This window comes from Maridesulfovibrio sp. (assembly GCF_963678865.1).
Classification (GTDB): domain Bacteria; phylum Desulfobacterota; class Desulfovibrionia; order Desulfovibrionales; family Desulfovibrionaceae; genus Maridesulfovibrio.
On sequence record NZ_OY787459.1, the window covers coordinates 2990620 to 3012242 of the forward strand.

The 21623-nt window shown below is 48.5% G+C and carries 21 protein-coding genes; 10 read left to right on the forward strand and 11 right to left on the reverse strand.

Annotated features, from left to right (window positions below; translation table 11 throughout):
- Positions 1 to 48: 48 nt before the first annotated feature.
- The 4 genes from ACKU41_RS13715 to ACKU41_RS13730 all read left to right on the forward strand — a co-directional run bounded on the left by ACKU41_RS13715 (position 49) and on the right by ACKU41_RS13730 (position 4320).
- A complete protein-coding gene (locus ACKU41_RS13715) occupies positions 49 to 1725 on the forward strand; it encodes a methyl-accepting chemotaxis protein (protein WP_321401556.1) in 1677 nt (558 codons plus the stop codon).
- A gap of 130 nt (positions 1726 to 1855) precedes the next feature.
- The gene (gene purD / locus ACKU41_RS13720) at positions 1856 to 3127 is read left to right on the forward strand and encodes a phosphoribosylamine--glycine ligase (protein ID WP_321401558.1); all 1272 of its coding nucleotides are present in this window, start codon (positions 1856 to 1858) and stop codon (positions 3125 to 3127) included.
- Positions 3124 to 3615, forward strand: a complete 492-nt coding sequence (gene purE / locus ACKU41_RS13725; RefSeq protein ID WP_321401560.1) for a 5-(carboxyamino)imidazole ribonucleotide mutase — start codon at positions 3124 to 3126, stop codon at positions 3613 to 3615. The genes purD and purE overlap by 4 nt, the downstream gene beginning before the upstream one ends.
- A gap of 78 nt (positions 3616 to 3693) precedes the next feature.
- A complete protein-coding gene (locus tag ACKU41_RS13730) occupies positions 3694 to 4320 on the forward strand; it encodes a LysE family translocator (protein WP_321401562.1) in 627 nt (208 codons plus the stop codon).
- Positions 4321 to 4340: 20 nt separating this feature from the next.
- On the opposite strand, the gene ACKU41_RS13735 is transcribed toward ACKU41_RS13730, so the two are convergent.
- The 4 genes from ACKU41_RS13735 to ACKU41_RS13750 all read right to left on the reverse strand — a co-directional run bounded on the left by ACKU41_RS13735 (position 4341) and on the right by ACKU41_RS13750 (position 7935).
- Complete coding sequence (locus ACKU41_RS13735) at positions 4341 to 4706, reverse strand: response regulator (RefSeq protein WP_319777957.1); 366 nt, start codon at positions 4704 to 4706, stop codon at positions 4341 to 4343.
- A gap of 95 nt (positions 4707 to 4801) precedes the next feature.
- Positions 4802 to 5167: an Hpt domain-containing protein gene (locus tag ACKU41_RS13740; RefSeq protein WP_321401564.1), complete on the reverse strand. Its 366-nt coding sequence runs from the start codon at positions 5165 to 5167 to the stop codon at positions 4802 to 4804.
- Positions 5168 to 5318: 151 nt separating this feature from the next.
- A complete protein-coding gene (gene htpG / locus ACKU41_RS13745; RefSeq protein ID WP_321401566.1) occupies positions 5319 to 7217 on the reverse strand; it encodes a molecular chaperone HtpG in 1899 nt (632 codons plus the stop codon).
- Between the two features lie 103 nt (positions 7218 to 7320).
- Positions 7321 to 7935: a MerR family transcriptional regulator gene (locus ACKU41_RS13750; RefSeq protein ID WP_321401568.1), complete on the reverse strand. Its 615-nt coding sequence runs from the start codon at positions 7933 to 7935 to the stop codon at positions 7321 to 7323.
- A gap of 369 nt (positions 7936 to 8304) precedes the next feature.
- Between ACKU41_RS13750 and ACKU41_RS13755 the strand changes: the two genes are divergently transcribed.
- From ACKU41_RS13755 to folD, 3 genes are all read left to right on the forward strand, one after another.
- The gene (locus tag ACKU41_RS13755; protein WP_319777961.1) at positions 8305 to 9090 is read left to right on the forward strand and encodes a type III pantothenate kinase; all 786 of its coding nucleotides are present in this window, start codon (positions 8305 to 8307) and stop codon (positions 9088 to 9090) included.
- A gap of 82 nt (positions 9091 to 9172) precedes the next feature.
- On the forward strand, positions 9173 to 10465 hold the full coding sequence (gene eno / locus ACKU41_RS13760; protein ID WP_319777962.1) for a phosphopyruvate hydratase: 1293 nt from the start codon (positions 9173 to 9175) through the stop codon (positions 10463 to 10465).
- A gap of 179 nt (positions 10466 to 10644) precedes the next feature.
- On the forward strand, positions 10645 to 11505 hold the full coding sequence (gene folD / locus ACKU41_RS13765) for a bifunctional methylenetetrahydrofolate dehydrogenase/methenyltetrahydrofolate cyclohydrolase FolD (RefSeq protein ID WP_321401572.1): 861 nt from the start codon (positions 10645 to 10647) through the stop codon (positions 11503 to 11505).
- Positions 11506 to 11610: 105 nt separating this feature from the next.
- Here folD and ACKU41_RS13770 read toward each other — a convergent pair whose 3' ends face one another.
- Positions 11611 to 12273 (reverse strand): hypothetical protein, encoded by a 663-nt coding sequence (locus ACKU41_RS13770; protein ID WP_321401574.1) that lies wholly within the window; start codon positions 12271 to 12273, stop codon positions 11611 to 11613.
- Positions 12274 to 12606: 333 nt separating this feature from the next.
- Between ACKU41_RS13770 and ACKU41_RS13775 the strand changes: the two genes are divergently transcribed.
- Positions 12607 to 13425 carry an HD domain-containing phosphohydrolase gene (locus ACKU41_RS13775; protein WP_321401576.1) on the forward strand — a complete coding sequence of 273 codons (819 nt, stop codon included), beginning with the start codon at positions 12607 to 12609 and terminating at the stop codon, positions 13423 to 13425.
- A gap of 296 nt (positions 13426 to 13721) precedes the next feature.
- A complete protein-coding gene (gene uvrA / locus ACKU41_RS13780) occupies positions 13722 to 16469 on the forward strand; it encodes an excinuclease ABC subunit UvrA (RefSeq protein WP_321401577.1) in 2748 nt (915 codons plus the stop codon).
- A 38-nt stretch (positions 16470 to 16507) separates the two neighbouring features.
- On the opposite strand, the gene ACKU41_RS13785 is transcribed toward uvrA, so the two are convergent.
- The 6 genes from ACKU41_RS13785 to ACKU41_RS13810 all read right to left on the reverse strand — a co-directional run bounded on the left by ACKU41_RS13785 (position 16508) and on the right by ACKU41_RS13810 (position 20292).
- Positions 16508 to 16822: an Hpt domain-containing protein gene (locus tag ACKU41_RS13785; protein ID WP_319777967.1), complete on the reverse strand. Its 315-nt coding sequence runs from the start codon at positions 16820 to 16822 to the stop codon at positions 16508 to 16510.
- A 62-nt stretch (positions 16823 to 16884) separates the two neighbouring features.
- Entirely contained in the window at positions 16885 to 17682 is a 798-nt protein-coding gene (budA, locus tag ACKU41_RS13790) for an acetolactate decarboxylase (protein ID WP_321401579.1), read from the reverse strand.
- Positions 17683 to 17687: 5 nt separating this feature from the next.
- Positions 17688 to 18200 carry a chemotaxis protein CheD gene (locus ACKU41_RS13795; RefSeq protein ID WP_321401581.1) on the reverse strand — a complete coding sequence of 171 codons (513 nt, stop codon included), beginning with the start codon at positions 18198 to 18200 and terminating at the stop codon, positions 17688 to 17690.
- Between the two features lie 141 nt (positions 18201 to 18341).
- Positions 18342 to 19118 (reverse strand): thioredoxin domain-containing protein, encoded by a 777-nt coding sequence (locus ACKU41_RS13800; protein ID WP_321401583.1) that lies wholly within the window; start codon positions 19116 to 19118, stop codon positions 18342 to 18344.
- Between the two features lie 7 nt (positions 19119 to 19125).
- Positions 19126 to 19461 (reverse strand): STAS domain-containing protein, encoded by a 336-nt coding sequence (locus tag ACKU41_RS13805; RefSeq protein WP_319777974.1) that lies wholly within the window; start codon positions 19459 to 19461, stop codon positions 19126 to 19128.
- A 114-nt stretch (positions 19462 to 19575) separates the two neighbouring features.
- Positions 19576 to 20292, reverse strand: coding sequence for a SprT family zinc-dependent metalloprotease (locus ACKU41_RS13810; protein WP_321401586.1), 717 nt, complete (start codon positions 20290 to 20292; stop codon positions 19576 to 19578).
- Positions 20293 to 20399: 107 nt separating this feature from the next.
- Between ACKU41_RS13810 and ACKU41_RS13815 the strand changes: the two genes are divergently transcribed.
- On the forward strand, positions 20400 to 21557 hold the full coding sequence (locus ACKU41_RS13815) for an MFS transporter (RefSeq protein WP_321401588.1): 1158 nt from the start codon (positions 20400 to 20402) through the stop codon (positions 21555 to 21557).
- Positions 21558 to 21623 lie beyond the last annotated feature (66 nt).

A 21623-nucleotide genomic window follows, 5' to 3' on the forward strand; every position in this document is an offset into this window, starting at 1 on the left:
GCCTTTTCCCCGGAATATGTATTATTCCATACCCGTAAGGAGTTGTTTATGTCTGGCAGAATGATTTTTCATATTGTGGTGGATGTGCTGGTCCTGCTGGGACTTTTCCTCTTGCTGTTTTTTTACCCTGATTTATTTACTGGAGAAAGCGTTCTTCCATTGCTGGGTCTTTTTGGAGGAGCTCTGGTTTTGGTCTGTGTTTCCGGATTCTTAACCGGGGTCAAGGTCAATGACCGTTATGCCGAGGTTGACCGTTGGATCGATTCCCTTGCTTCCGGTTCCGAGTTTAAAGATGATAAGCAGCCCATTTATTCCATTCTGCCTTCAGCTGCCGGCCTTGAAGGATATATTCAGAACCTTTCCGGTAAACTTGAAGATGCGGATAAACAGTGTAAAATTGAAATTTCGCGTCAGTTGGAAGCCTATAAAATGGCAGACGAAGCACGTGTTCGTGGAGAACAGGCCCGCAGTAAGGGATTGCTTTCTGCTGCCGGAACTCTTGAGATTGCTGTTGATGGAATACGTTCCAGTTCCGCCATGCTGGGGGAATCCTCTTCAAAGGCCAGCGATGGGGCTGAAAAACAGCTCCAGTTTCTTTCGTCCGTTGTAGCGTCTATGGAACAGATTGACGTTTCCATCAAGCATTCCGTGGACCGGGCCGAATCCGCTGCAGTCGATGCTGAGTCCGCTGCAGACCGGGCAAGATCCGGGGAGACTGTACTTGAAAAGACTATTGAATCCATCAATACGGTCATGAGCAATACCAATGAACTTAACGGCAGGGTAGAGACGCTCGGTAAGCAGGCCGAAGGAATCGGCAGTATCATGTCTGTGATTTCCGATATTGCCGACCAGACCAACCTGTTGGCACTTAATGCCGCCATTGAAGCCGCGCGTGCAGGAGATGCCGGGCGGGGTTTTGCTGTCGTCGCCGATGAAGTGCGTAACCTTGCGGAAAAGACCATGGAAGCTACCCGCGATGTAGGTACTGAGATCGGCAGGATTCAGGAACATGTGGAAATGACGGTGGCCGGGGTAAATCATATCAACGAGCTGGCCGGCAATGCTTCCGGACTGGCCACCAGTTCCGGGGAAGCCCTTGGTGAGATTGTGACTCTGGCTGAAAAAAGTTCTCAAGGAGTGCGTCTTATTGCCGAAGAGGCCGTGCAGCAGGCCGAGGCCAGCGACAGTGTGCGTGAGGCTGTCACCGAGGTTCATTCCATTTCCAACGAAACCGGAAAAGCCATGTCCGGAGCCAGTGATGCCGTTTCCGTTCTTGGTGGACGCGTGGCTGACCTTGATGATATGATCGGTGTGTTTAAGTTGGTCGGTAACGGAAAGGTACAGGAAGTAATTGATTCTCTGGCTAAATCTTCCGATGTGCGCTCCCTTGACAGGGGATTGCAGGAACGGGCCATGCGCGCTGCGTTGAGAAAAAATAGTTTTCTTGAGCTTCTGTACATTACCGATAACAGTGGAATTCAGACGGTCAGCAATATCAGCGGTCAGGGGCAGAGTTTTGCCGAGGACGGTTCTGCTTGCGGAAAGGATTGGTCCACGCGGGAGTGGTTCAGTGGAGCAGTTGAGGACCAGACCTTGTATGTGTCCGAAGTTTATGAATCTTCTGCCACCGGAGAAAACTGCATCACGGTTTCCGGTCCTTTTTTCGATTCCAAAGGCAGGATTCTGGGCGTTATTGCCGCTGATGTAAGAGTTAACGGATAATTATTTCAGGCTGCCGCATTCTCTTGCCAAATCTGCAATATTTATCTAAGTGATGCTTGCTGCCAAACTAACAGTTTGGGACGTTAATACCCACAGGTCACATCAGCTCAATCCCAAGAGGAATTATTTCATGAAAATACTTGTTGTAGGTTCAGGCGGAAGAGAACACGCTCTGGCTTGGAAGATCAGTCAGAGCCCCAAGGTTTCTGAAATTTTTATCGCACCCGGTAACGGCGGTACCCGTCTGCACGGCACCAATGTGCCCATCAAGGATGACGACCTGCCCGGCCTTGTCAACTTTGCCAAGGACAACAAGATTGATCTTGTTGTGGCAGGCCCGGAACTGCCACTGGTGCTGGGCATCAAGGAAGCCCTTTCCAAGGAAGGTATTCCCTGCTTCGGTCCCGGAGCATATGCTGCAAACCTTGAAGGCAGTAAGGCTTTCTCCAAGATTACCATGCGTGATTCCGGTGTGCCTACCGCACCTTTTCAGGTTTTTGATGAATACGAACAGGCTAAAAAGTTCGTAGAAGGAAAAGGCGCGCCCATCGTGGTCAAGGCGGATGGCCTTGCCGCAGGCAAGGGTGTGGTTGTGGCCGGAACAGTAGAAGAGGCCGTTGAAGCTCTTGAAGATATGATGGTCAAAAAAATCTTCGGCACTGCCGGTGAACGTGTAGTTGTGGAAGAAGCTCTCAAGGGTGAAGAAGCTTCCTTCCTCGCTTTCTGCGCCGGTGAAGATTACGCCCTGCTTCCTTCAGCACAGGATCACAAAGCTGTCGGTGAAGGTGACACCGGTCCTAACACCGGAGGAATGGGCGCATACAGCCCTGCTCCCATCCTGCCCCGTGAAAAGTATGCCGAAACCGCAGAACTGGTCATCAAGCCCATTCTCAAGCTGCTTGCCGAACGAGGCGAGCCTTTTACAGGCATCCTGTATGCCGGACTTATGTACACAGAAGACGGTCCTTCCGTTCTTGAATATAATGTCCGTTTCGGTGACCCCGAATGTCAGCCCCTCTTAATGCGTCTGGATTGTGATCTGGTCGAAATCATGCTGGCCTGTGTTGAGAACCGCCTCCCCGAAGTGGAAGTGAAGCTCAAAGATGAAACCACCCTTTGTGTGGTGATGGCTGCCGGAGGGTATCCCGGTTCCTATGAAAAGGGAGCGGAGATCCGCGGTTTCGAGGAAGCTGAAAAGATTGAAGGCGTAAAGGTCTTTCAGGCCGGGACAAAATTTGAAGATGGTAAAACAGTAACCAGCGGCGGACGCGTGCTGGGTGTTACCGCTCTGGGGGCGGATCTCGGAGCAGCCCAGAAAAAAGCTTATGAGGCTGTGGAAAAACTCAGCTTCGATAAAGCTTACTTTCGTCGCGACATAGGTGACAAGGGTCTTAAAAAATGAGTGCAAAAGTAGCTATTTTCATGGGGTCCATTTCGGATAAGGACACAATGCAGCCTTGCTCCGATCTGCTGACCAAGCTTGGTATTCCCCACGTGTTCACGGTTTCTTCGGCTCATCGTACTCCGGAAAGGACTGCGAAGCTGGTCAAGGAATTTGAAGAAAACGGTTGTGAAGTCTTTATCTGCGCTGCCGGACTTGCCGCACATCTTGCCGGAGCTGTGGCTGCCAAGACCATCCGTCCTGTGCTGGGCGTACCCATCTGCGGTTCCGCCCTCGGTGGTATGGATGCCCTGCTGGCAACCGTGCAGATGCCTCCGGGATTCCCCGTAGGAACCGTGGCACTTGATAAGGTCGGAGCAAAGAACTCTGCATGGATGGCCGCCCAGATTCTGGCCCTCCATGATGAAGACCTGGCCGGAAAGATCAGGGAAGCCCGTCAGGGATTTATTGATTCCGTTGAGAAGGCTGCCGCTGAGCTGGAAGGCTAAGGGGCTATATCTCTGTTAATATTATAGAGGCCGTGCCCGATTTATATCGGGCACGGCCTGTTTTTTGGGAGTGGATATATGTCCATTGAATTCTGGTCCGTTTACATAATGACGGTTTTTCTGGCTTCCATAATTCCGGGTCCGAGTATGATTTTAGCCTTGAGCCACGGAATTAAATTCGGAGCAAAGCGCGCAATTTATACCGCCTTGGGTAATTCTGTTGCTTCGTTTTTGCAGGCCGTAGTCTCAATAGCCGGATTGGGTGCTCTGCTCGCTGCGTCTGAAACAGCTTTCATGGTGGTCAAGTATGCCGGGGCTGCTTATCTGCTCTGGCTTGGTATCGTTGTACTTTTGTCCGGTGAGTTCTCTTTTGAAGATGAGAGTGCTGATGCCTTTAAGAACACTTCAAACAAAAAACTTTTTTTACAGGGCTTTTGGGTGGCGGCAGGTAATCCCAAGGCAATTGTCTTTTTCAGCGCTTTGTTTCCTCAGTTTATCAGTAGCGGGCAGGCTTCCGTAGAGCATTTTGCGGTGCTTTTGATTCTGCTTACCGCCATCGCCTTTGGGTGTATGATGATTTATGCCTGCGGCGGCGAAAAGGTGAAGGAAATTATTAAGGGAACTGCGGTTTGCAGATATATCAATAAAGTGCTGGGAATAACGTTTGTAGGGTTGGGGGTAAGTCTGGCCTGTTCAAGGCGCTAATTTTCAGGAGAGGGAAGGGATTAAGCCAGCATTCCTTGTACTGTGGCCAGTAAATCTTTTTCGGTGAACGGCTTGACCAGTGCTTCCTTTGCACCAAGTGCCTTGGCCTGTTTCAGGTATTCAAGTCCGGTAAATTCCCCGCCTCCGGATATAACCAGAATGCTGCATTCCGGCTTCTTCTGTTTCAGTTCCATGATGGTTTGAATGCCGTCCATGTTGGGCATGAAAATATCAATTATGACCAGATCCACAACCGAACCTTCAAATAAGGACAAGCCTTCCTCGCCATCCGAAGCGGTGAGGACCTTGACCTCTTCATTTCTGAGGTAATGCTTGAGCAGTTCAAGCATTCTTGCGTCATCGTCAATAATCAGGATCGTTTTCATGTAGATATAAGCCTTTTGGATTTATAGCTGCATAACCTATGACCGATAAAAAGAAAAGACGTGGGATTATTAGCGTTTTTATAAACAGGTTGATTTTACTGGTCCGCCTCCATCGTTGATTCCGGAAGAGTCTCAATTGCCTGAATAACCATTTTTTCCAATTGCGGGTACAATTCTATGGCCTCAGAAATGTGACCTTTTCCTGTTGTTCTTTCCATAGTAAGGCTCACAGATTGCGCTTTTACCGCTCCAACCGCCCCGCATTCACTTTTTAAAGTGTGGGCAGAAGTCGAAGCTTCTTTCAGCGCGTTTTTCTCTAGGGCTGTCTTTATTCCTTCCAAATGCTTGGGCGCTTCTTCCTTGAAAATAGCGATTGCTTCATCAAGCAGTTCGTGATCCTGCGAGAATCTGGCCAGTGCGCTTTTCAGGTCGAAATTTTCCGAATCATCTATTGAAGGCATTTGGTGCTCCGCATGCAAAGGTTGCAGACTTCTGATTGAGTAATTAGAAACTATACTACCGTAAGCCGGAAGCAGCGGCAACATCGTTTTGTATAATGTTAAAAAAAAACGGGAGCATTGGCCCCCGTTTTTTGTCATTTGTCAGTTTATCCTAGTCTTTTTTTTCGAGTTCGGCGTACCATCCTCCGGCCTTTGTCAGCAGGCTCTGAATGCGGCCTACAAGAGCGTGGGGGTCGTTCAGGTAGCCTTCCAGCAGCAGGGCGGATTCAAGTAACTGGTTGGATGAAAGGGCGATAAATTCGTCATCCGGGTTGACCTTGAAGATTTCCAGCATGGAGCGCAGCAGCGGATGGTCGGCATTCACTTCCATGGTTTTAGTGGGTATGGAGCTGTCCTTGTTCATGGCTTTCATCAGCTTTTCCATGGAAGATGTCATGGCTCCGTCCGGGTTGACCAGACGGCAGGGAGAATCGGAAAGGCGTTCGGAAATTTTTACTTCCGCGACCTGTTCTCCGAGGACTTCCTTCATCTTGGCGATGAGTGCGTCCATGTCTTTTTCCTGCTCTTCGGAAAGCGGTTCCGGCTCGTCTTCTTTTTTTGCAGATTCAAATTTGTCCAGCTTTTCAAGGTCGGCGTACTCGGCGGCTACGAAGTCGAAACCCTCATGTTCACGGATTGATTCCATAACGAATTCGTCGATGGGTTCGTAGAGATAGAGTACCTCGATATCTTTGTTGCGGAAAATTTCGAGGTGCGGGTTAAGGTTTGCTGCTTCACGGCTGGCAACAAAAGAGTAGTAGATTTCCTTCTGGTCTTCCTTGGCCCGCTCAATGTAATCGGCAAAAGATACAAGGGTGTTTTCTTCGGCCTTGGACGAATCAAAGCGGAGCAGTTTGGCGTATTTGTCGCGGTTAACGAAATCCATATGTCCGGCTTTGAATATCTTGGAGTGGGCTTTCCAGAACTTTGCGTATTTTTCCGCATCGTCTTTGGAAAGTTTTTCCAACTGGCCGAGGATCTGCTTGGTCAGGGTCGCGCTGATCTTGCCGATGAGCAGGTTGTCCTGCAGGGTTTCGCGGGAGATATTCAGGGGAAGGTCTTCGGTATCGACCACACCTTTGATGAAGCTCAGATATTCGGGAAGCAGGTTCTTGTTCTGCTTTTCAATGAGCACGCGGCGTACATAGAGGTCCAGTCCCCAATTGTCGCGGTCCATGCCGAAGATGTCGAGATCTTTTTCCGGAATGAAGAGCAGGGAGTTGAACTGAACCGGAGCATCAACGGAAAAGTGCAGGGTATCGATGGGGGGCTGCACATCGTAGGTCAGGAATTTGTAGAATTCCTCGTACTGCTCTTGTTTGATCTGGAATTTTGGTTCACGCCAGAGAGCGGAAACTGTGTTGACGCGTTCGCCGCCGATCATGATCGGGAAGGAAACGAAATTGGAGTGGCGTTTAACTATGTCTCTCAGTTTGTCCTCGGAACCGAAACGTTCGGCATTGTCTTCATTGAGCTGAATTTCAATGATGGTCCCGTGATCCATTTCCGGCTCTATTTCAGTCAGCTCGTAAGCATTTTTGCCGTCAGAAACCCACTGGATTGCGGGTTCGTCTTTCAGGTAGGATTTGGTACGCACTACAACGTGGTCGGAAACCATGAAAATGGAGTAGAAGCCGACACCGAAACGGCCGATGAGAGAATCGAGGCTATCTTTGGATTCTGCAGCCTGCTTGACGAATTCTGCGGAACCGGAATGGGCGATGGTACCGATATTGGCCATGACTTCTTCACGGGTCATGCCGATACCTGTATCAGTCACGGTTACGGTCTTTTTTTCCTCATCGTAAGCTATGAGAATCTCGGGGTCCACGTCATCATCCAGCTCGGGATTGCTGTTAATGGCGAAACGCATTTTATCGAGGGCGTCAGATGCGTTGGAAACCAACTCGCGCAGGAAAATTTCGCGGTTGGTGTAGAGGGAGTGGACCAGAATGTCCAACAGTTGGTTTACTTCAGCCTTGAATTCGAATTTTTCTGTCTGTGCAGTCATTTGATTCCTCCGTAAACATAAAATTCCTTCCGGCTATGCGAGACAGCCGGAAGGTTCTTGATTGTATTTTGGGATGTTCCTTCTGGAACGAAAAAGGCAAGGATTACTTAGTAATGTTTTTCAGCTTGTCAAGGAGGAATTTTTCCATTTCACGGCGGTCTTTGCGCAAGCGGACCAACTCAGCCTCCATGATGGAAAGTTTTTCCTTGAGCTGGTCATTTTCATTTCGTAAACCCTCGATACTTTCATTCTGGGCATTAAGGTCCGCTGTGGCTTTGTCCATGCAGGCTTTTACGTCTTCAGTTACCGCTCCGGCGGGCATGCAGGAGAGCATTCCTTTCAGGCCTTCATTGATAGACTTGGCTATTTCTGTTCCCATTGCTGCTGCCAGTTGGATGGCCGGTTCAAGGTTGGCCTGCTGTATCTGGACCGGGGCTACCGGTGTAGCTGGTTGATGATTTTGCGGGTCAAGAGCTACATTTACGGGGTATTTTCGGGACAATTTAGCCATGACATCTTCAGCCGTATGCCCCTGCTTAAGCATGGACGCGATAATTTTAAAAATTTCAACTGCTTCGGATTTGAACCTTTTCTGCCTGTTGCGGCCTGTGCTGGGCAGATACTGGGCGAAACGGTTTTTCCAGTAATGAAGAGTTGATTCGGGGACTTCCAGCAACCGGGAAATTTCCGCAATGGAGAGAAGTTTTTTGTCTGGCACGGCATGCTCCGCATTGGGGTTCATTGAAAATTGAAACTTTTCTGATGATTAATTTTTTTTAATTTTTAATGCAACCCAAGTCAATAAACTATCAGATTATTACAAAAATGTTGCTTTTCGAACATATTTGTGTTCACTTCCGATCAGAAAACCCTATTGATTCCTTTCAAAGAATGGAGTAGGCGGTCACCAGACAGGTCTTAAAAGACTGGACCGAAAGAGAAATCAATTGCGATTTTCGTTTTTCGAACGGTCTTTGAAAATCGGTCCCGGGTTGTACCATAATTGTATCTTAATCATGTTTTTAGTTTTTACGGATTATGGTATTAGGTTTTGGAGTATGAATCCAGTAAGCAGCGGAGTCCTCTTTTGAGTTCGGAAACTATTTTACTTTTTGATGTAGGGAACACCAATACAAAAATCGGTTTTTCCACCCGTGATAAAATCGGGCCTTCATTCACCCTGCCGACTGATCCCGGCGGCACTGCTGATTCATGGGGGCTGAAGCTGCTCGAAATATGCCGTGTGGCCGGTTTTTCCCATGAGGATATCCTCGGCGGGGCCGTATCCTCGGTTGTTCCGCCCATGAATCCGATCCTGAAGCGGGCCGTGGAAAGGTTCTTTCCCTGCGAACTGCGCTTTGCTCCGGATACCATCCCGCTATCCCTTAACAACAGGTACGAAAGGCCTTGGGAAGTTGGCGCGGACAGGTTGGTCACCGCTTTTGCCGGCCGCCAGATCAGCGACAGTGAGAAACTCATAGTAGTTGATTTCGGCACAGCTACCACTTTCGACTGCGTGGTGGGCATGGATTACATGGGCGGGCTGATCTGCCCCGGAGTGCTTTCGTCCACAAAGGCGCTGGCATCCGGTACTGCGAAGCTGCCGCATATTTCTTTGGAGCTTGAGTCCGAGACCATCAGGCCGGGCAAGTCTACCACCGACAGCCTTAATCAGGGGCTGATTTTCGGGTTCGCAGCCATGGTCGAAGGATTGAGCGAACGCTTGAGCAAGACCCTCGGCGGTGAGGTCGAGCTTATCGCTACCGGTGGTTTTGCCTCCAAGATAGATGAAGTCTGCCGGGCCATTGACCGTGTGGAACCGACGCTCCTGTTGGACGGGTTGCGCATGGCTTGGTTTGGCAGTGAAAAATAGTTTAGTGTAGGTTTTTTGACCGGGAATGTGCCCGGTAGTTCAGTAACCGGAAAGTGTTGATTTATTTTTAAGGAGTATTGTTATGAGCACTATTACCGCAGTATGGGCAAGAGAAATTCTTGATTCCAGAGGTAACCCCACCGTAGAAGTAGAAGTAGTTCTCGAATCCGGGGCTACCGGCCGTGCAGCTGTTCCCTCCGGAGCATCCACCGGTACCCGTGAAGCCCTTGAACTGCGTGACGGCGACAAAGACCGTTACAAAGGTAAAGGTGTACAGGTTGCTGTTGCCAACGTTCGTGAAGAAATCGCTGAAGCTCTGGTTGGTCAGGATGCCCTGCGTCAGGTTACCATCGATAATATCCTTATCGAACTCGACGGAACCGAAAACAAGGAACGACTCGGTGCCAACGCAATGCTCGGCGTTTCCATGGCTGTTGCCCGCGCTGGTGCAAATCTGCTCGGCATTCCCCTTTACCAGTATCTCGGCGGCGTAAACGGTAAGCTTCTGCCCGTTCCCATGATGAATATCATCAATGGTGGTGAGCATGCTCCCAACAACCTCGATATTCAGGAATTCATGATTATGCCCATCGGCGCTGAGACTTTTGCTGAAGCTCTGCGCATGGGTGCTGAAATTTTCCATACTCTCAAAGGCCTGCTGGCTGCAGACGGTCACAACACCGCAGTTGGTGACGAAGGTGGCTTCGCGCCTAACCTCGAGTCCCACGCACAGGCTTTCGAATACATCATGAAGGCTATTGAAGCCGCAGGCTACCGCCCCGGTGCTGACGTAGCTCTCGCTATCGATGCTGCTGCTTCCGAATTCTACAAAGACGGCAAGTACGTACTGGCCGGTGAAAACAAGGAATTCGACGCTCAGGGTATGATCGATTTCTACTCTGATTTCGTAGAGCGTTTCCCGCTCATCTCCATTGAAGACGGCCTTGCAGAAGGCGACTGGGACGGCTGGGAAAAGATGACTGCAGATCTGGGTGAAAAAATCCAGCTCGTTGGTGACGACCTCTTCGTAACCAACCCCGATATTCTTGCTGAAGGTATCGAGCGCGGCGCTTGCAACTCCATTCTGATCAAGCTGAACCAGATCGGAACCCTGACCGAAACCCTCGACACCATGGAACTTGCCAAGACCGCCGGTTACACCAACGTTGTATCCCACCGTTCCGGTGAAACCAGCGACCATTTTATCGCCGACCTCGCAGTAGGTCTGAACGCAGGACAGATCAAGACCGGCTCCCTGTGCCGCTCCGACCGTCTTGCCAAGTACAACCAGCTGCTGCGCATTGAAGAAGATCTCGATGATGATGGAATCTACTACGGTCCCGCTCTGAAGGAAGCTTTTTTCGGCGAAGACTAGGAGAAAGTCTGATTGTTTGGTTTATTGCAGGGCTGCGGAGTTATCTTCGCAGCCCTTTTTATGTATATGGCAGGTAGTTGTTGTGTCGGTGAGGGAATAGGATATTGTCTTCTTGCCAGTGGGAGAAAATTACAATATGGCTTTTTCACCCACAGGCCAAAAACAGCGGAGAAATTTCAATGCAGATTTTGAATGGTAAAGAAACAGCCCTTACTATTCGTGAAGAGCTGAAAGTAGAGATAGACGGACTCAAGGACAAACACGGTAGAGCGCCCGGTCTGGCCGTTATTCTGGTCGGCGAGGACCCCGCTTCTCAGGTATACGTGCGCAACAAGGAAATTGCCTGCGAAAAAGCTGGTATTGTTTCCTCTGCCCATCGTATTGATGCGTCCGTTTCTCAGGAAGAGCTTGAAGCCCTGATCCAGAAGCTCAATGCAGACGACACCATCGACGGTATTCTTTTGCAACTGCCCCTGCCCAAGGGACTGGACAGCCAGCGCTGTCTCGAACTCATCGATCCCGGTAAGGATGTAGACGGTTTCCACCCCATGAACGTAGGCAAGCTCATGCTCGGCCTGCCCGGTTTCCGGTCCTGCACTCCCGCAGGCATCATGACCCTGCTGGAACGCTACAACCTGCCCACCTCAGGCAAAAAAGCCGTGGTCGTAGGACGTTCCAACATCGTAGGCAAGCCCCTTGCCATGATGCTCATGCAGTACGGTGATTTCGCAAACGCCACCGTAACCGTCTGCCATTCCCGCACTGACAACCTCGCCGAGGAAGTCAAAGGCGCAGATTTCGTTTTCGCCGCCATCGGCATTCCCAAGTTCATCAAGAAAGAGATGGTCAAAGACGGCGCAGTTGTAGTTGACGTAGGCATCAACCGCACTGACGAAGGTCTGGTCGGTGACTGCGACTACGCAGCACTGGAAGGCGTAGCGTCCGCTATGACTCCCGTTCCCGGCGGAGTAGGTCCCATGACTATTGCGCAGCTTTTGATCAACACCGTACAGGCTTATAAGGAGCATGTAGGGGCTTAATAAGCTGCAGGTGAATAAGTTTTCCAAAATTAACGGGCCGTTGTTCTTTTACAGCGGCCCGTTAATTTTGGTCTCGTAAGCACTATGTTTAAATATGATGGTTTATTAGTAAATTGTTGGTGGGATGGGTGTTGTTCTAATTTTGTCTTTTGAGTTGTAAAAAAAGTCAACAATTGTCACTATTTTGGGCTCTAGGAGCTTGCCTATAGATACTAGGTCGGTAGCGGTTTTTTTATGCCAGTTATTAGGCAGCAAAGCTGATGTAAGTTTATTTTTGTTTTTTTCTAGCTTTTTTGAATAAAAGTTTAGGAAGGAATCTTCTATGAGATACAGCCTATAGTCTTGATTTAGGCGAGGGAGTTTTTCGTCATGTAGTGTTTCGTGTATCATCGAATATAGAGTTATATTTTGTTTTCCCTTAAATAATATTTCAGCTGTTGCTTGCATAAATTTCATTGACACGCCCATAAGTAGCTTTGTCCTAAGGCTATCGAGTACAAGGTTTGCATTTTGCTCATCTTGTTTCTGTATCGTTTGTTTTTGTAATTTAGCTTTTTGGGCAAGCTCTTTAAGTTTAGAACTGATAGCGTTTTTTTCATTTATTAAGTAGTTAATATCGTCTTTAAGTTTTGCCTTGTCTTCAGTGAGTTGTTTGTTCTCATAGATTGGTATGACTGTATAAAAATATCCACCTATAACAACAGCAGCCATTAAAATTTGAAAAACTATATTGATTCTAGAAAGATATCTGTCAATCGTATGTTTCATCTGCTTCTCCTATATGAAGTTTATGATAATATATATCAAGGTTGAAAGTCGGTGTGAAGTATTAATCGTTACTTCCCTCGAAACCGCGAGAAAGGGGAATCCTATCTTGTTTTCTTAGAACCCCAAAATTGTTCCCAGAGAATAATATTTTTTATTCTACTAGAATTATTCCAACAGAATATTTTTTGATGCTCTACTGGAATAATTTAATCCTATCCCATTGCCTTTCCCATATATTTTAAAACCAATTCTTCCCCCTATCCCCCACCAGACAATTTCAGTATAAAGTCGGAATAAATTTACCCCAGCCCAGATTAAATAACGGATACCCACATGAAAGGACTCACTGAACTTCTGACCTGTATTCAGGAAATTTCCGGCGGCAATTATTCCAATGACATTATGGATCTGACTACGGATAAATATGATCCTTATGTGCGGGAACTGGCGGAGTCAGTAGGTTTGATGATGGTTCGTATTGAGGCGAGGGAGTTTGCCCTTGAGCAGGCCAATGATGAACTCAGGTGCAATATTGTGGCGACCATCAAGGCCGTGGCAAGGGGGTTGAGCCTGCGCGACCCGTATACCCGCGGGCATGCGGAGCGGGTGGGGAATTATTGTGAACGGCTGGCGCGGCGCATGGGACTGCCGGATGACGAAATATGGACCGTGCATGTGGCCGGAACCCTGCATGATATAGGCAAGATCGGGTTCAGTGATCGTTTGATTCAGAATGTGGATACCAAAGTTGACGCGGATATGCTGGCGGAGATCAAGCAGCACCCGGAATGGGGTTTCAGGATGCTGCGCGGGCTGGAATTTCTCGGTCCTGCGTTGGATTATGTGCGTTCACATCATGAGCGGCTGGATGGCACCGGATACCCCAATGGTCTGCAGGGTGATGAAATCAAGACCGGATCGCGCATTCTGTCCATTGCCGATGTTTTTGACGCGGTAACCACTACCCGCAGTTATCAGGAAGCCATGGATCTTGATAAGGCTTTCTCCATCCTGCGCAAGCTTGCAGGGCCTGCCCTTGACCCTGAGTTGGTTGAGCTTTTCATCGCTGATATCAAAGAAAAAGGTCTTGAGGATGTGGAAGAAAATTTTATGACCTGTGCAATGGGAAATAGCCTTTCTGAAAAGATATAAAAAATAGTTGAGAATTCTTCCTAATAAGCTTGCCTTCTTTTTATAAGTGCTTATTATTTTACTTCGCGTTAAGCATATCTTAACAATCGTATAGCACAGTGAAGACCTAATAAAAGGTTTTGATTTGCCTCTTCCCGAGGCTTACTCCTCCGGAATGTTGCCTTTTAGGCCATTTTAAATCTATTTTTCTGTAGATTTGTAGCTTTTTTAAACTCTTTTTACGAAGATGGTTTAAGGCGCCGGAGGTAAATTTTAATAAACTAAAAGCGCTAAGCGCATCAAATCAGCCTCTTATCATGAATACAAAAACTATACATATCGAAGGTGCGCGTCAGCACAACCTCAAGAATTTGAACCTTGATATCCCGCGTGATCAGCTTGTGGTGGTCTGCGGTCCTTCGGGGTCCGGTAAATCCACATTGTCCTTCGACATTGTTTATGCCGAGGGCCAGCGACGTTATGTGGAATCCCTTTCCGCCTACGCCCGTCAGTTTCTGCCGCAGTTGGACAAGCCGAAAGTGGATAAGATTGAGGGCTTGTCCCCGGCGATTTCTCTGGAACAGCAATCAACATCACGCAACCCGCGTTCGACCGTGGGTACGGTGACTGAAATTTACGACTTTTTGCGTGTATTCTTTGCTCGGCTGGGCAAATTCCATTGCCCGGAATGCGGCATTCCCATCGCGGCTCAGACTTCGGACGAAATTCTGGAACGGATCATGGGGTTGGGCGAAGGAACCAAATTCATGCTGCTGGCCCCCATGGTGGATCACCAGAAAGGAACCCATAAAGATCTGTTTAAAAAATTGAAAAAAGAAGGTTTCGTGCGTGTGCGCGTGGACGGACAGGTCTATGGAATTGATGATGTGCCGGACCTTGAGAAGAATAAGAAACACAACATTGATCTGGTTGTGGACCGCCTTGTAATCAAAGGCGACATGAAAAAGCGACTGGGCGATTCCCTGGAACTTGCTTTGCGCTACGGTGATGAATCCATCGTAGTTTCCATTATAGGTGGTGAAGATGTTTATCTCTCAACCATGTCCACCTGCCCCTCATGCAAGATCAGTATGCCCAAACTTTCCCCGCAGCTGTTTTCGTTCAACAGTCCGCAGGGGGCCTGTACGCTTTGTTCCGGCATCGGCAGTGTGGAATATTACGAACCTGAACTGCTGGCCCCTAACAAAGGGCTTTCCCTCAAGGCCGGGGCGGTCATCCCGTGGAAATCTCCGAAAATGTTTGAGCGCTATGAGGCTGATTTTCGTGCATTGGGCAAAGAATACGGTTTCAAGGTCGATACTCCGCTCAGTGACTTTTCTGAAGCCGCGCACAAGGCTTTGTTCTACGGCGATAAAAAAATTGGTTGGGAAGGAGTGGTTGACCTGCTCGAAGTCGGACACAACCTCGGGCGTATCTGGCGTGATGAACTTTCCAGATTCCGTCAGTCAAGACCGTGTCCTGCGTGTGAGGGGGCGAGACTTCGCCCTGAATCCCTTGCTGTCAAAGTAGAGGGCGTATCAATTTTTGATTTCTGTTCCATGTCCATCAAGCGGGCACTGGACTGGCTGCAGGAACTTGAGTTTTCAGGTCATGAGATGCTCATTGCCGAACCGCTTTTGAAGGAATTGACCCACCGTCTCGGTTTTATGGTCAATGTAGGGCTTGATTACCTGAACCTTGGCCGGAACATGGCGACACTTTCCGGCGGAGAGGCTCAGCGCATCAGGCTGGCTGGGCAGCTCGGTTCCGGGCTGGTGGGGGTCACTTACGTGCTTGATGAACCTTCCATAGGTCTGCATCCGCGCGATAACGAGCGGCTGATCAAGACCCTGCGTTCTTTGCAGGCCCGAGGTAACACCGTATTGGTTGTGGAACATGATGAATCCACCATTCGCAACGCCGACCACGTGATTGAGATTGGTCCCGGTTCGGGCATGCTTGGCGGGGAGATTGTTTTTCAGGGCAGTGTGAAAAAGCTGCTTGATAAAGCTCAGACCCTGACCGCCAAGTACCTGCGCGGGGAGCTGGCTCTGGACAAACCCGAAGAGCGGCGTATTCCCAAGGACTGGATCAGGATGAAGGGGGTTAAGACCAATAACCTTAAAAATCTTGATGTGGATATTCCGCTTGGTGTGCTTTGTTGTTTTACCGGGGTTTCCGGCTCGGGCAAAAGTTCGCTGGTAGTGGATTCCCTGTACAAGCACATAGCTTTGTCCCGCGGGGTGAAAGTCGACCAGCCGGGCCGTATTTCCGGTATTGAAGGCATTGAAAAAGTGGAGAAGATTATTTCCATCGATCAGTCGCCTATCGGCAGGACTCCACGCTCCAATCCGGCTACCTATACCAAGATTTTTGATGAAATACGCAAGATTTTCTGCGCTACCAAGGAAGCAAAAAAACGTGGCTACAAGCCCGGACGTTTCAGTTTTAACGTGCGCGGTGGACGCTGCGAGGCCTGCCGCGGTGACGGGCAGATCAGGGTGGAGATGCATTTCCTGCCCGATGTGTACGTGACTTGTGATGTCTGCAAGGGCAAACGTTACAACAGCCAGACTCTGGAAGTTGACTACAAGGGCAAGAATATCGCGGAAGTGCTGGATTTGACCGTGCGTCAGGCCAAGGCTTTCTTTGAGAACCATCCGACACTGAAGCGCAGGCTTGAGGTGCTGGAGCAGGTCGGTCTTGAGTACGTGCAGCTGGGCCAGCCGGCCACGACACTTTCCGGGGGAGAAGCGCAGCGGATCAAGATTTCCCGTGAACTTGGCAAGCGCAGCCTGCCCGGAACTTTATATATTCTTGATGAACCGACCACCGGACTGCACATGCACGAGGTGGGCAAGCTGATTAAAGTTCTGCAGCAATTGGTGGATAAGGGGGCCACGGTCATAGTCATTGAACATAACACAGACGTTATCCGTGCTTCTGATTATGTCTTTGATTTAGGGCCCGGAGGCGGGGAGTCCGGCGGAGAGATTGTGGCTCAGGGAACGCCTGAGGAAATTATCGCCAATCCTGATTCGGTGACCGGCAGTTTTTTGGTTTAAAAGTGAAAGGCCGGAAGTTGTATGACTTCCGGCCTTTTTTATTCGGTTATTTCAACGTATTCAATGTCCAGATGTTCAAGAAAATATCTGAGTCCGGCTGTGTGCTCCGGAACTTCAGACATATCCTCGTCCATTGCTTTGTCTTCAATAAGGGTTCCCAGTCTGGTTAGTTCATCCAGTCCGTATGATGAACCGGTTCCTTTCAGGCGGTGTCCCAGCAGCCGAATGGTTTCGAAATTTTTCTGGTCAACAGCTTCTTCAAGCTCAGCAAGTTCTTTTTGCCTTATTTCCAGATAGCGCGGCATTATGGCTTCAAGGTCTTCATCAACTTGAATTACAATACGATCTTTCATGTCAATATTCTCCGGGCTGAGAAGTTTCAGTTCTAACAGACGTCAGGGGCTTGGGGCTAATTTTACTTCTTCTTGGAATCTTTTTCCACTGCTTTTAATTCATTTTGCTTATCTTGCTTGAATTCAGTTTCCAGAAAATTTTTGGTCTCCGGCAACTGCAGGAAGAAATCGTTGTAAGAGCCTACCTTTGCTGCCATGTCGGTGAAAACGCAATCAAGGACATGGCCCCCGGCAGTGCGGTCCTTGGTGATGAAATGCCAGTGGAATCCGGGGACACCTACCCCCTTGAAATAAGACGGTGTTTTTATGCCGACCAGTGATCCTTCAATATCCTTGAATCTGAAGATGCTCTGTTTTTTTACCGCTTTCACCAGCGGCACGTAGGGCTTGGTCTGGGCCGGGATGCTGCGGGTCCGCATTTGGCTGAACTTCCCGTCGATGCGGATTACGTAAAAAATATTTTCGGAACCGATAGCGGACGAAATCTTGTTGTTGAGTTCAGCAAGCGATTTTGCGGAATCAACCTTGATGATTTTATCTGTTTTGAAAAAAGCCGCCGTAGCAAAAGGAGTGCGTTCGGTATCTTCTATTTTAACCGCTTTTCCTTTCGAGCTTATTTTGTAAACCTCGCCATCAATGAAGACCATTTCGCCGTCAAGACGGTTGAAGGTCCCGAGTCCGGTATTGCCGTATTTTTTAAGATTGCCGATCGTCAGTTCGCCGTTATAGTTTCCAGCCAGAAGCGAGTCGATGATCGAGTACTGGTAAATGGTTCCTTCCGCCGCAGAAAATCCGGGCATACAGATAATTGCCAGAGCAATAAAAAGTAGGACAGAGTAAAGCTTGCTAGTTATTTTCATGATATTTAAAACATCTTTTTTTCAAGCCGTTTGATCCAGACATCTCCCGTGTAGGTGCAGAAAAGCAGCTTGCGGCCCACATTGCCACCCACATCCATGCTGCGTGGTTTTAAATCCTGTTCTTTCAGATGCTTAAGGGCCGCGTCAACATTCCTGTTGCCGATACCCAGTGCACATGAAGGTCGCACCTGCGAATATGTCAGTCCGGTCGCTCCTCCGAAGAGTTTGACTTCCAGTTCATTCTTTTTGACCCCCAGACGGTTCATACTCTTTAGCAAATGGGTCACTGCTGTGTCCACATATCTGCATATCTGCACGGAAGGTTCGTTAACATTTTTAATTTCCGAACGCGAAGGCAGGAAAGCATGGCAGATTGCGCCTTGTCTTGTACGGGGTGAAAACATGGAAATTGCTACACAGGATCCCAGTACTGTTGATACTATGGTAGGTTTTACGCCGATATATGCATCTCCGGTATGAAGAAAGACCCGGCTTATATCAGAATTGCTCAGTGACATTGTGTTAATTTTATCCGTGGATTGTGACCGTTGATACGTCTTGTGACAATATATTACTATTGTGTTGCTGCCCAGTATTATTGTACAGTTTTTGTTTTGGCGGGTATAAAAAATAACACGGCTGGGCGCCTGTGAAAAGAATCAGTTGTTGCGGATCATCCGGAATACTTCTTCAAATTCTTCCAGGGGAGCGGCTCCGGTAACAGTTACTCCGTTGACCAGGAAAACCGGCGAAGCTGTAAAACCGAATTTGCGTGCTTCTTTGATGTCTGCATCAATGCGTGCTTTTATCTGTCCGGAATTAAGGGTTTTCCTGAGTTGTGTCATATCCGCACCACATTTTTCTGCCAGTTCATCTAGTTTTTTTGTCCCGTTTTTCTTTACGGCAATTCTGTTACTCAGAATGAGGCTGTTCAGTCTTTTGGCTTTGGCATGATCCTGCATGGCAAGTGCTTCGTAATAGCGGGCGGCAGGCAGGGACATTTTATGCAGACCGAGCGGACTGTGTCGGAAACGATAACTTATTTCAGGATATTTTTTCAGAAGTTTTTGAATTGTCTTATCTGCTTTGGAGCAGCTGGCGCTCTGAAAATCTGCAAAAACAACGATTCTGATATCCCCTTCGGGATTTCCCCAGACCGGACGGTCCGGGTGCAGCGCTGGAATTTTAGGATTTTTGAGTTGTTTGAGTCTGCCTTCCCTGATGCGGGATTTGTTCTTTTTTTCCAACCCGACCTGTAAAAGGTCATAAAGCTGTTCCTCATGCCCTTCCAGTGCTTCGAAAATAAGTTGCGGATTCTTTTTAAGAACGGCCCGAAGTTCTTCTTTGGAAATAGAATTTGCGGCTCCGGCTTTTACCGGGACGCAACTCAGCGCTAGGAGAGCGGTAAGTAGCAGGACGGGCAGAATTCGTAGCATGTGCTGCTCAGGATATTTTTTCCGCAGCGGCAAGGGCGGAATTGTAGATATTGAACATTGTTCCGAATCCAGAGATTTCAAAAACTTCGCTGATCATTCCGGTTATGTTGGCGAAAGCAATGGTGCCGTCAGTGGCTTTGAGTTTTTTGGCACAGAATAGTATGGCTCGCAGTCCTGCACTGGAAATATATTCCAGATCTCCGAGGTCAAAAACAATTTTTGTTTCTCCGTCTTCAATGCGTCTGCACATTTCGCCTTCGAGTTCAGAGGAAGTTAGGGCGTCGAGACGGCCTTTAATGCCCATAATCAGTACGTTGCCGACTTTTTTGCTGCTGATTTCCATTGCGAGTCCTTAAAAAATGGTGTGCTTTCGCTGTATAATAATAAAATAGTAAGAGACAAACTTCATCCATTTGAGGCGGTTTGTAAAGGGTAGATAAAAAACGGCGATAGATCTTTACTGGAAATTGATCCATGCCGGGACCAGTCGTCCGGCTTCGGAAAGTTCTTTTTCCAATTGCTCAATATCCGGCTCCACCTTTTTTACAAGGCGCCAGTATTTTGCCGAATGATTAAGGTGTACTGTATGGCATAGCTCGTGGATAAGTACGTAGCGGGCCAGATGGTAAGGCAGGAACATCAATTTCATATTCAGGTTGATATTACCTTTGGCGGAGCAGCTCCCCCAGCGTTTCCGCTGAGCGCGGATGAAAACCTTGCTGAAGGGCAGGTTCAGTTTTTCTGAAATTCTTTTCAGTTCCGGCACAAGGAATTGCCGCGCTTCGCTACGTACAAAATTGGTCAGCACTTTAAGTTCTTCATCCGGGGACCAGCCCGCTCCGCTCAACAGCAGTCTGTCCACATTGCGACGCATGCGCAGGCCCGGTTTCGGGTTTCTGACTCTCCTTACGGTGAAGACTTTCCCACTTGCTGCAAAACATATTTCATCAGGCAGGACCAGTTCCGGCGGGTTCAGGGAAAGTCCTTTGCCCTCCAGTCTACGGATGTTGTGGTTAATCCATTCGCGCCGCTTTTCCAGAAAGTAGGGAACATCCCTGCGGTTAACTCCCTTGGGCAGCACGACTTCAATTCCCTTGTCGGGGATAAGTTTGATAATAACGTTTTTTGCCCTCGGGCTGACCCGTACTGTATAGGGTGGAGGAAAGTCAGCCATTTGATGCCTGCTAAATTTTGACTTGTTTTATGAACGATGGAAGATTACTTTTTCCATCCCTGCCGTTGCAACGGTTTATCATAATCTCACCATTTTAAGGATTTCACGTGTCTACAAAAAGCTTCACTTCCCGTAAGATGTATATATTTTTGCTGGTTCTTACCATTGCCACCACCATCGGTTTTCAAGGATGGCGGACCCTGCTCAACAACTTTGCGGTGGAGGTTGCCGGACTGGACGGTGGACAGTTCGGGATGATCGGTTCCATCCGTGAAATTCCGGGTTTCCTTGCCCTGCTTGTAATCTACGTGCTCATGTTCATCAAGGAGCACCGTCTGGCTGCACTTTCCGTAATCGTAATGGGTTTTGGGATCTGCTTGACCGGATACCTGCCTTCCTTTGCAGGGCTGGCTTTTTCTACTCTTATCATGTCTTTTGGATTTCATTATTACGAAACCCTCAATCAGTCCCTGACCCTGCAATATTTCGGCTATACAGAGGCCCCGCTGGTTATGGGCCGTCTACGCAGTCTCGGGGCGGCAACAAATATCTGCGTGGGCGTGGTGGTTATCTCCATCTCCGGCTTAGTGGATTATCAGGGTATTTTTCTCGGAGCGGGGTTGATTGCAATTCTTGCCGGGTTTTATTGCCTGACCCGTGACCCCTCTTCCCCGGATCTGCCACCGCAGCATAAAAAGATGATTTTCCGCTCCAAGTACTGGCTCTTCTATGCTTTGACTTTTATTGCCGGGGCTCGCAGACAGATTTTTGTGGCTTTTGCTGTTTTCCTGCTGGTCAAAAAGTTCGGATTTTCATTGCAGCACATCGCAATTTTGTTCGTGGTCAATAATATTATCAATTACTTTGTAAATCCGATGATTGCCAGATGTGTAAACAAATTCGGTGAACGTAAGGTTCTGACAGTGGAGTACGCCAGCCTGTTTTTTATTTTTACAGCCTATGCATTTACCGAAAGTCCTTTTGTAGCGGCGCTGCTCTACATTCTGGATAATATTTTTTACAACTTTACGATGTCTATCAAGACCTTCTTTCAGAAGATTGCGGACAAGCCGGACATTGCACCCAGTATGGCGGTAAGTTTCACTATCAACCATGTTGCTGCTGTTTTTGTGCCCGCGCTTGGCGGGATTGCCTGGATGCAGGATTACCGTATCGTCTTTCTCGGTGCAGCGGCGATGTCGCTTGTTTCACTTGTGCTCAGCCAGTTTGTGGACCGTGAGTTACGTTTGAAGAGTCAGGTCTGATAGCGACGGCTCTTTTTCCGTTGCAGGAGAACTGGTCCGCCTGAGTGCCGGTTTTTCCTCGAACGG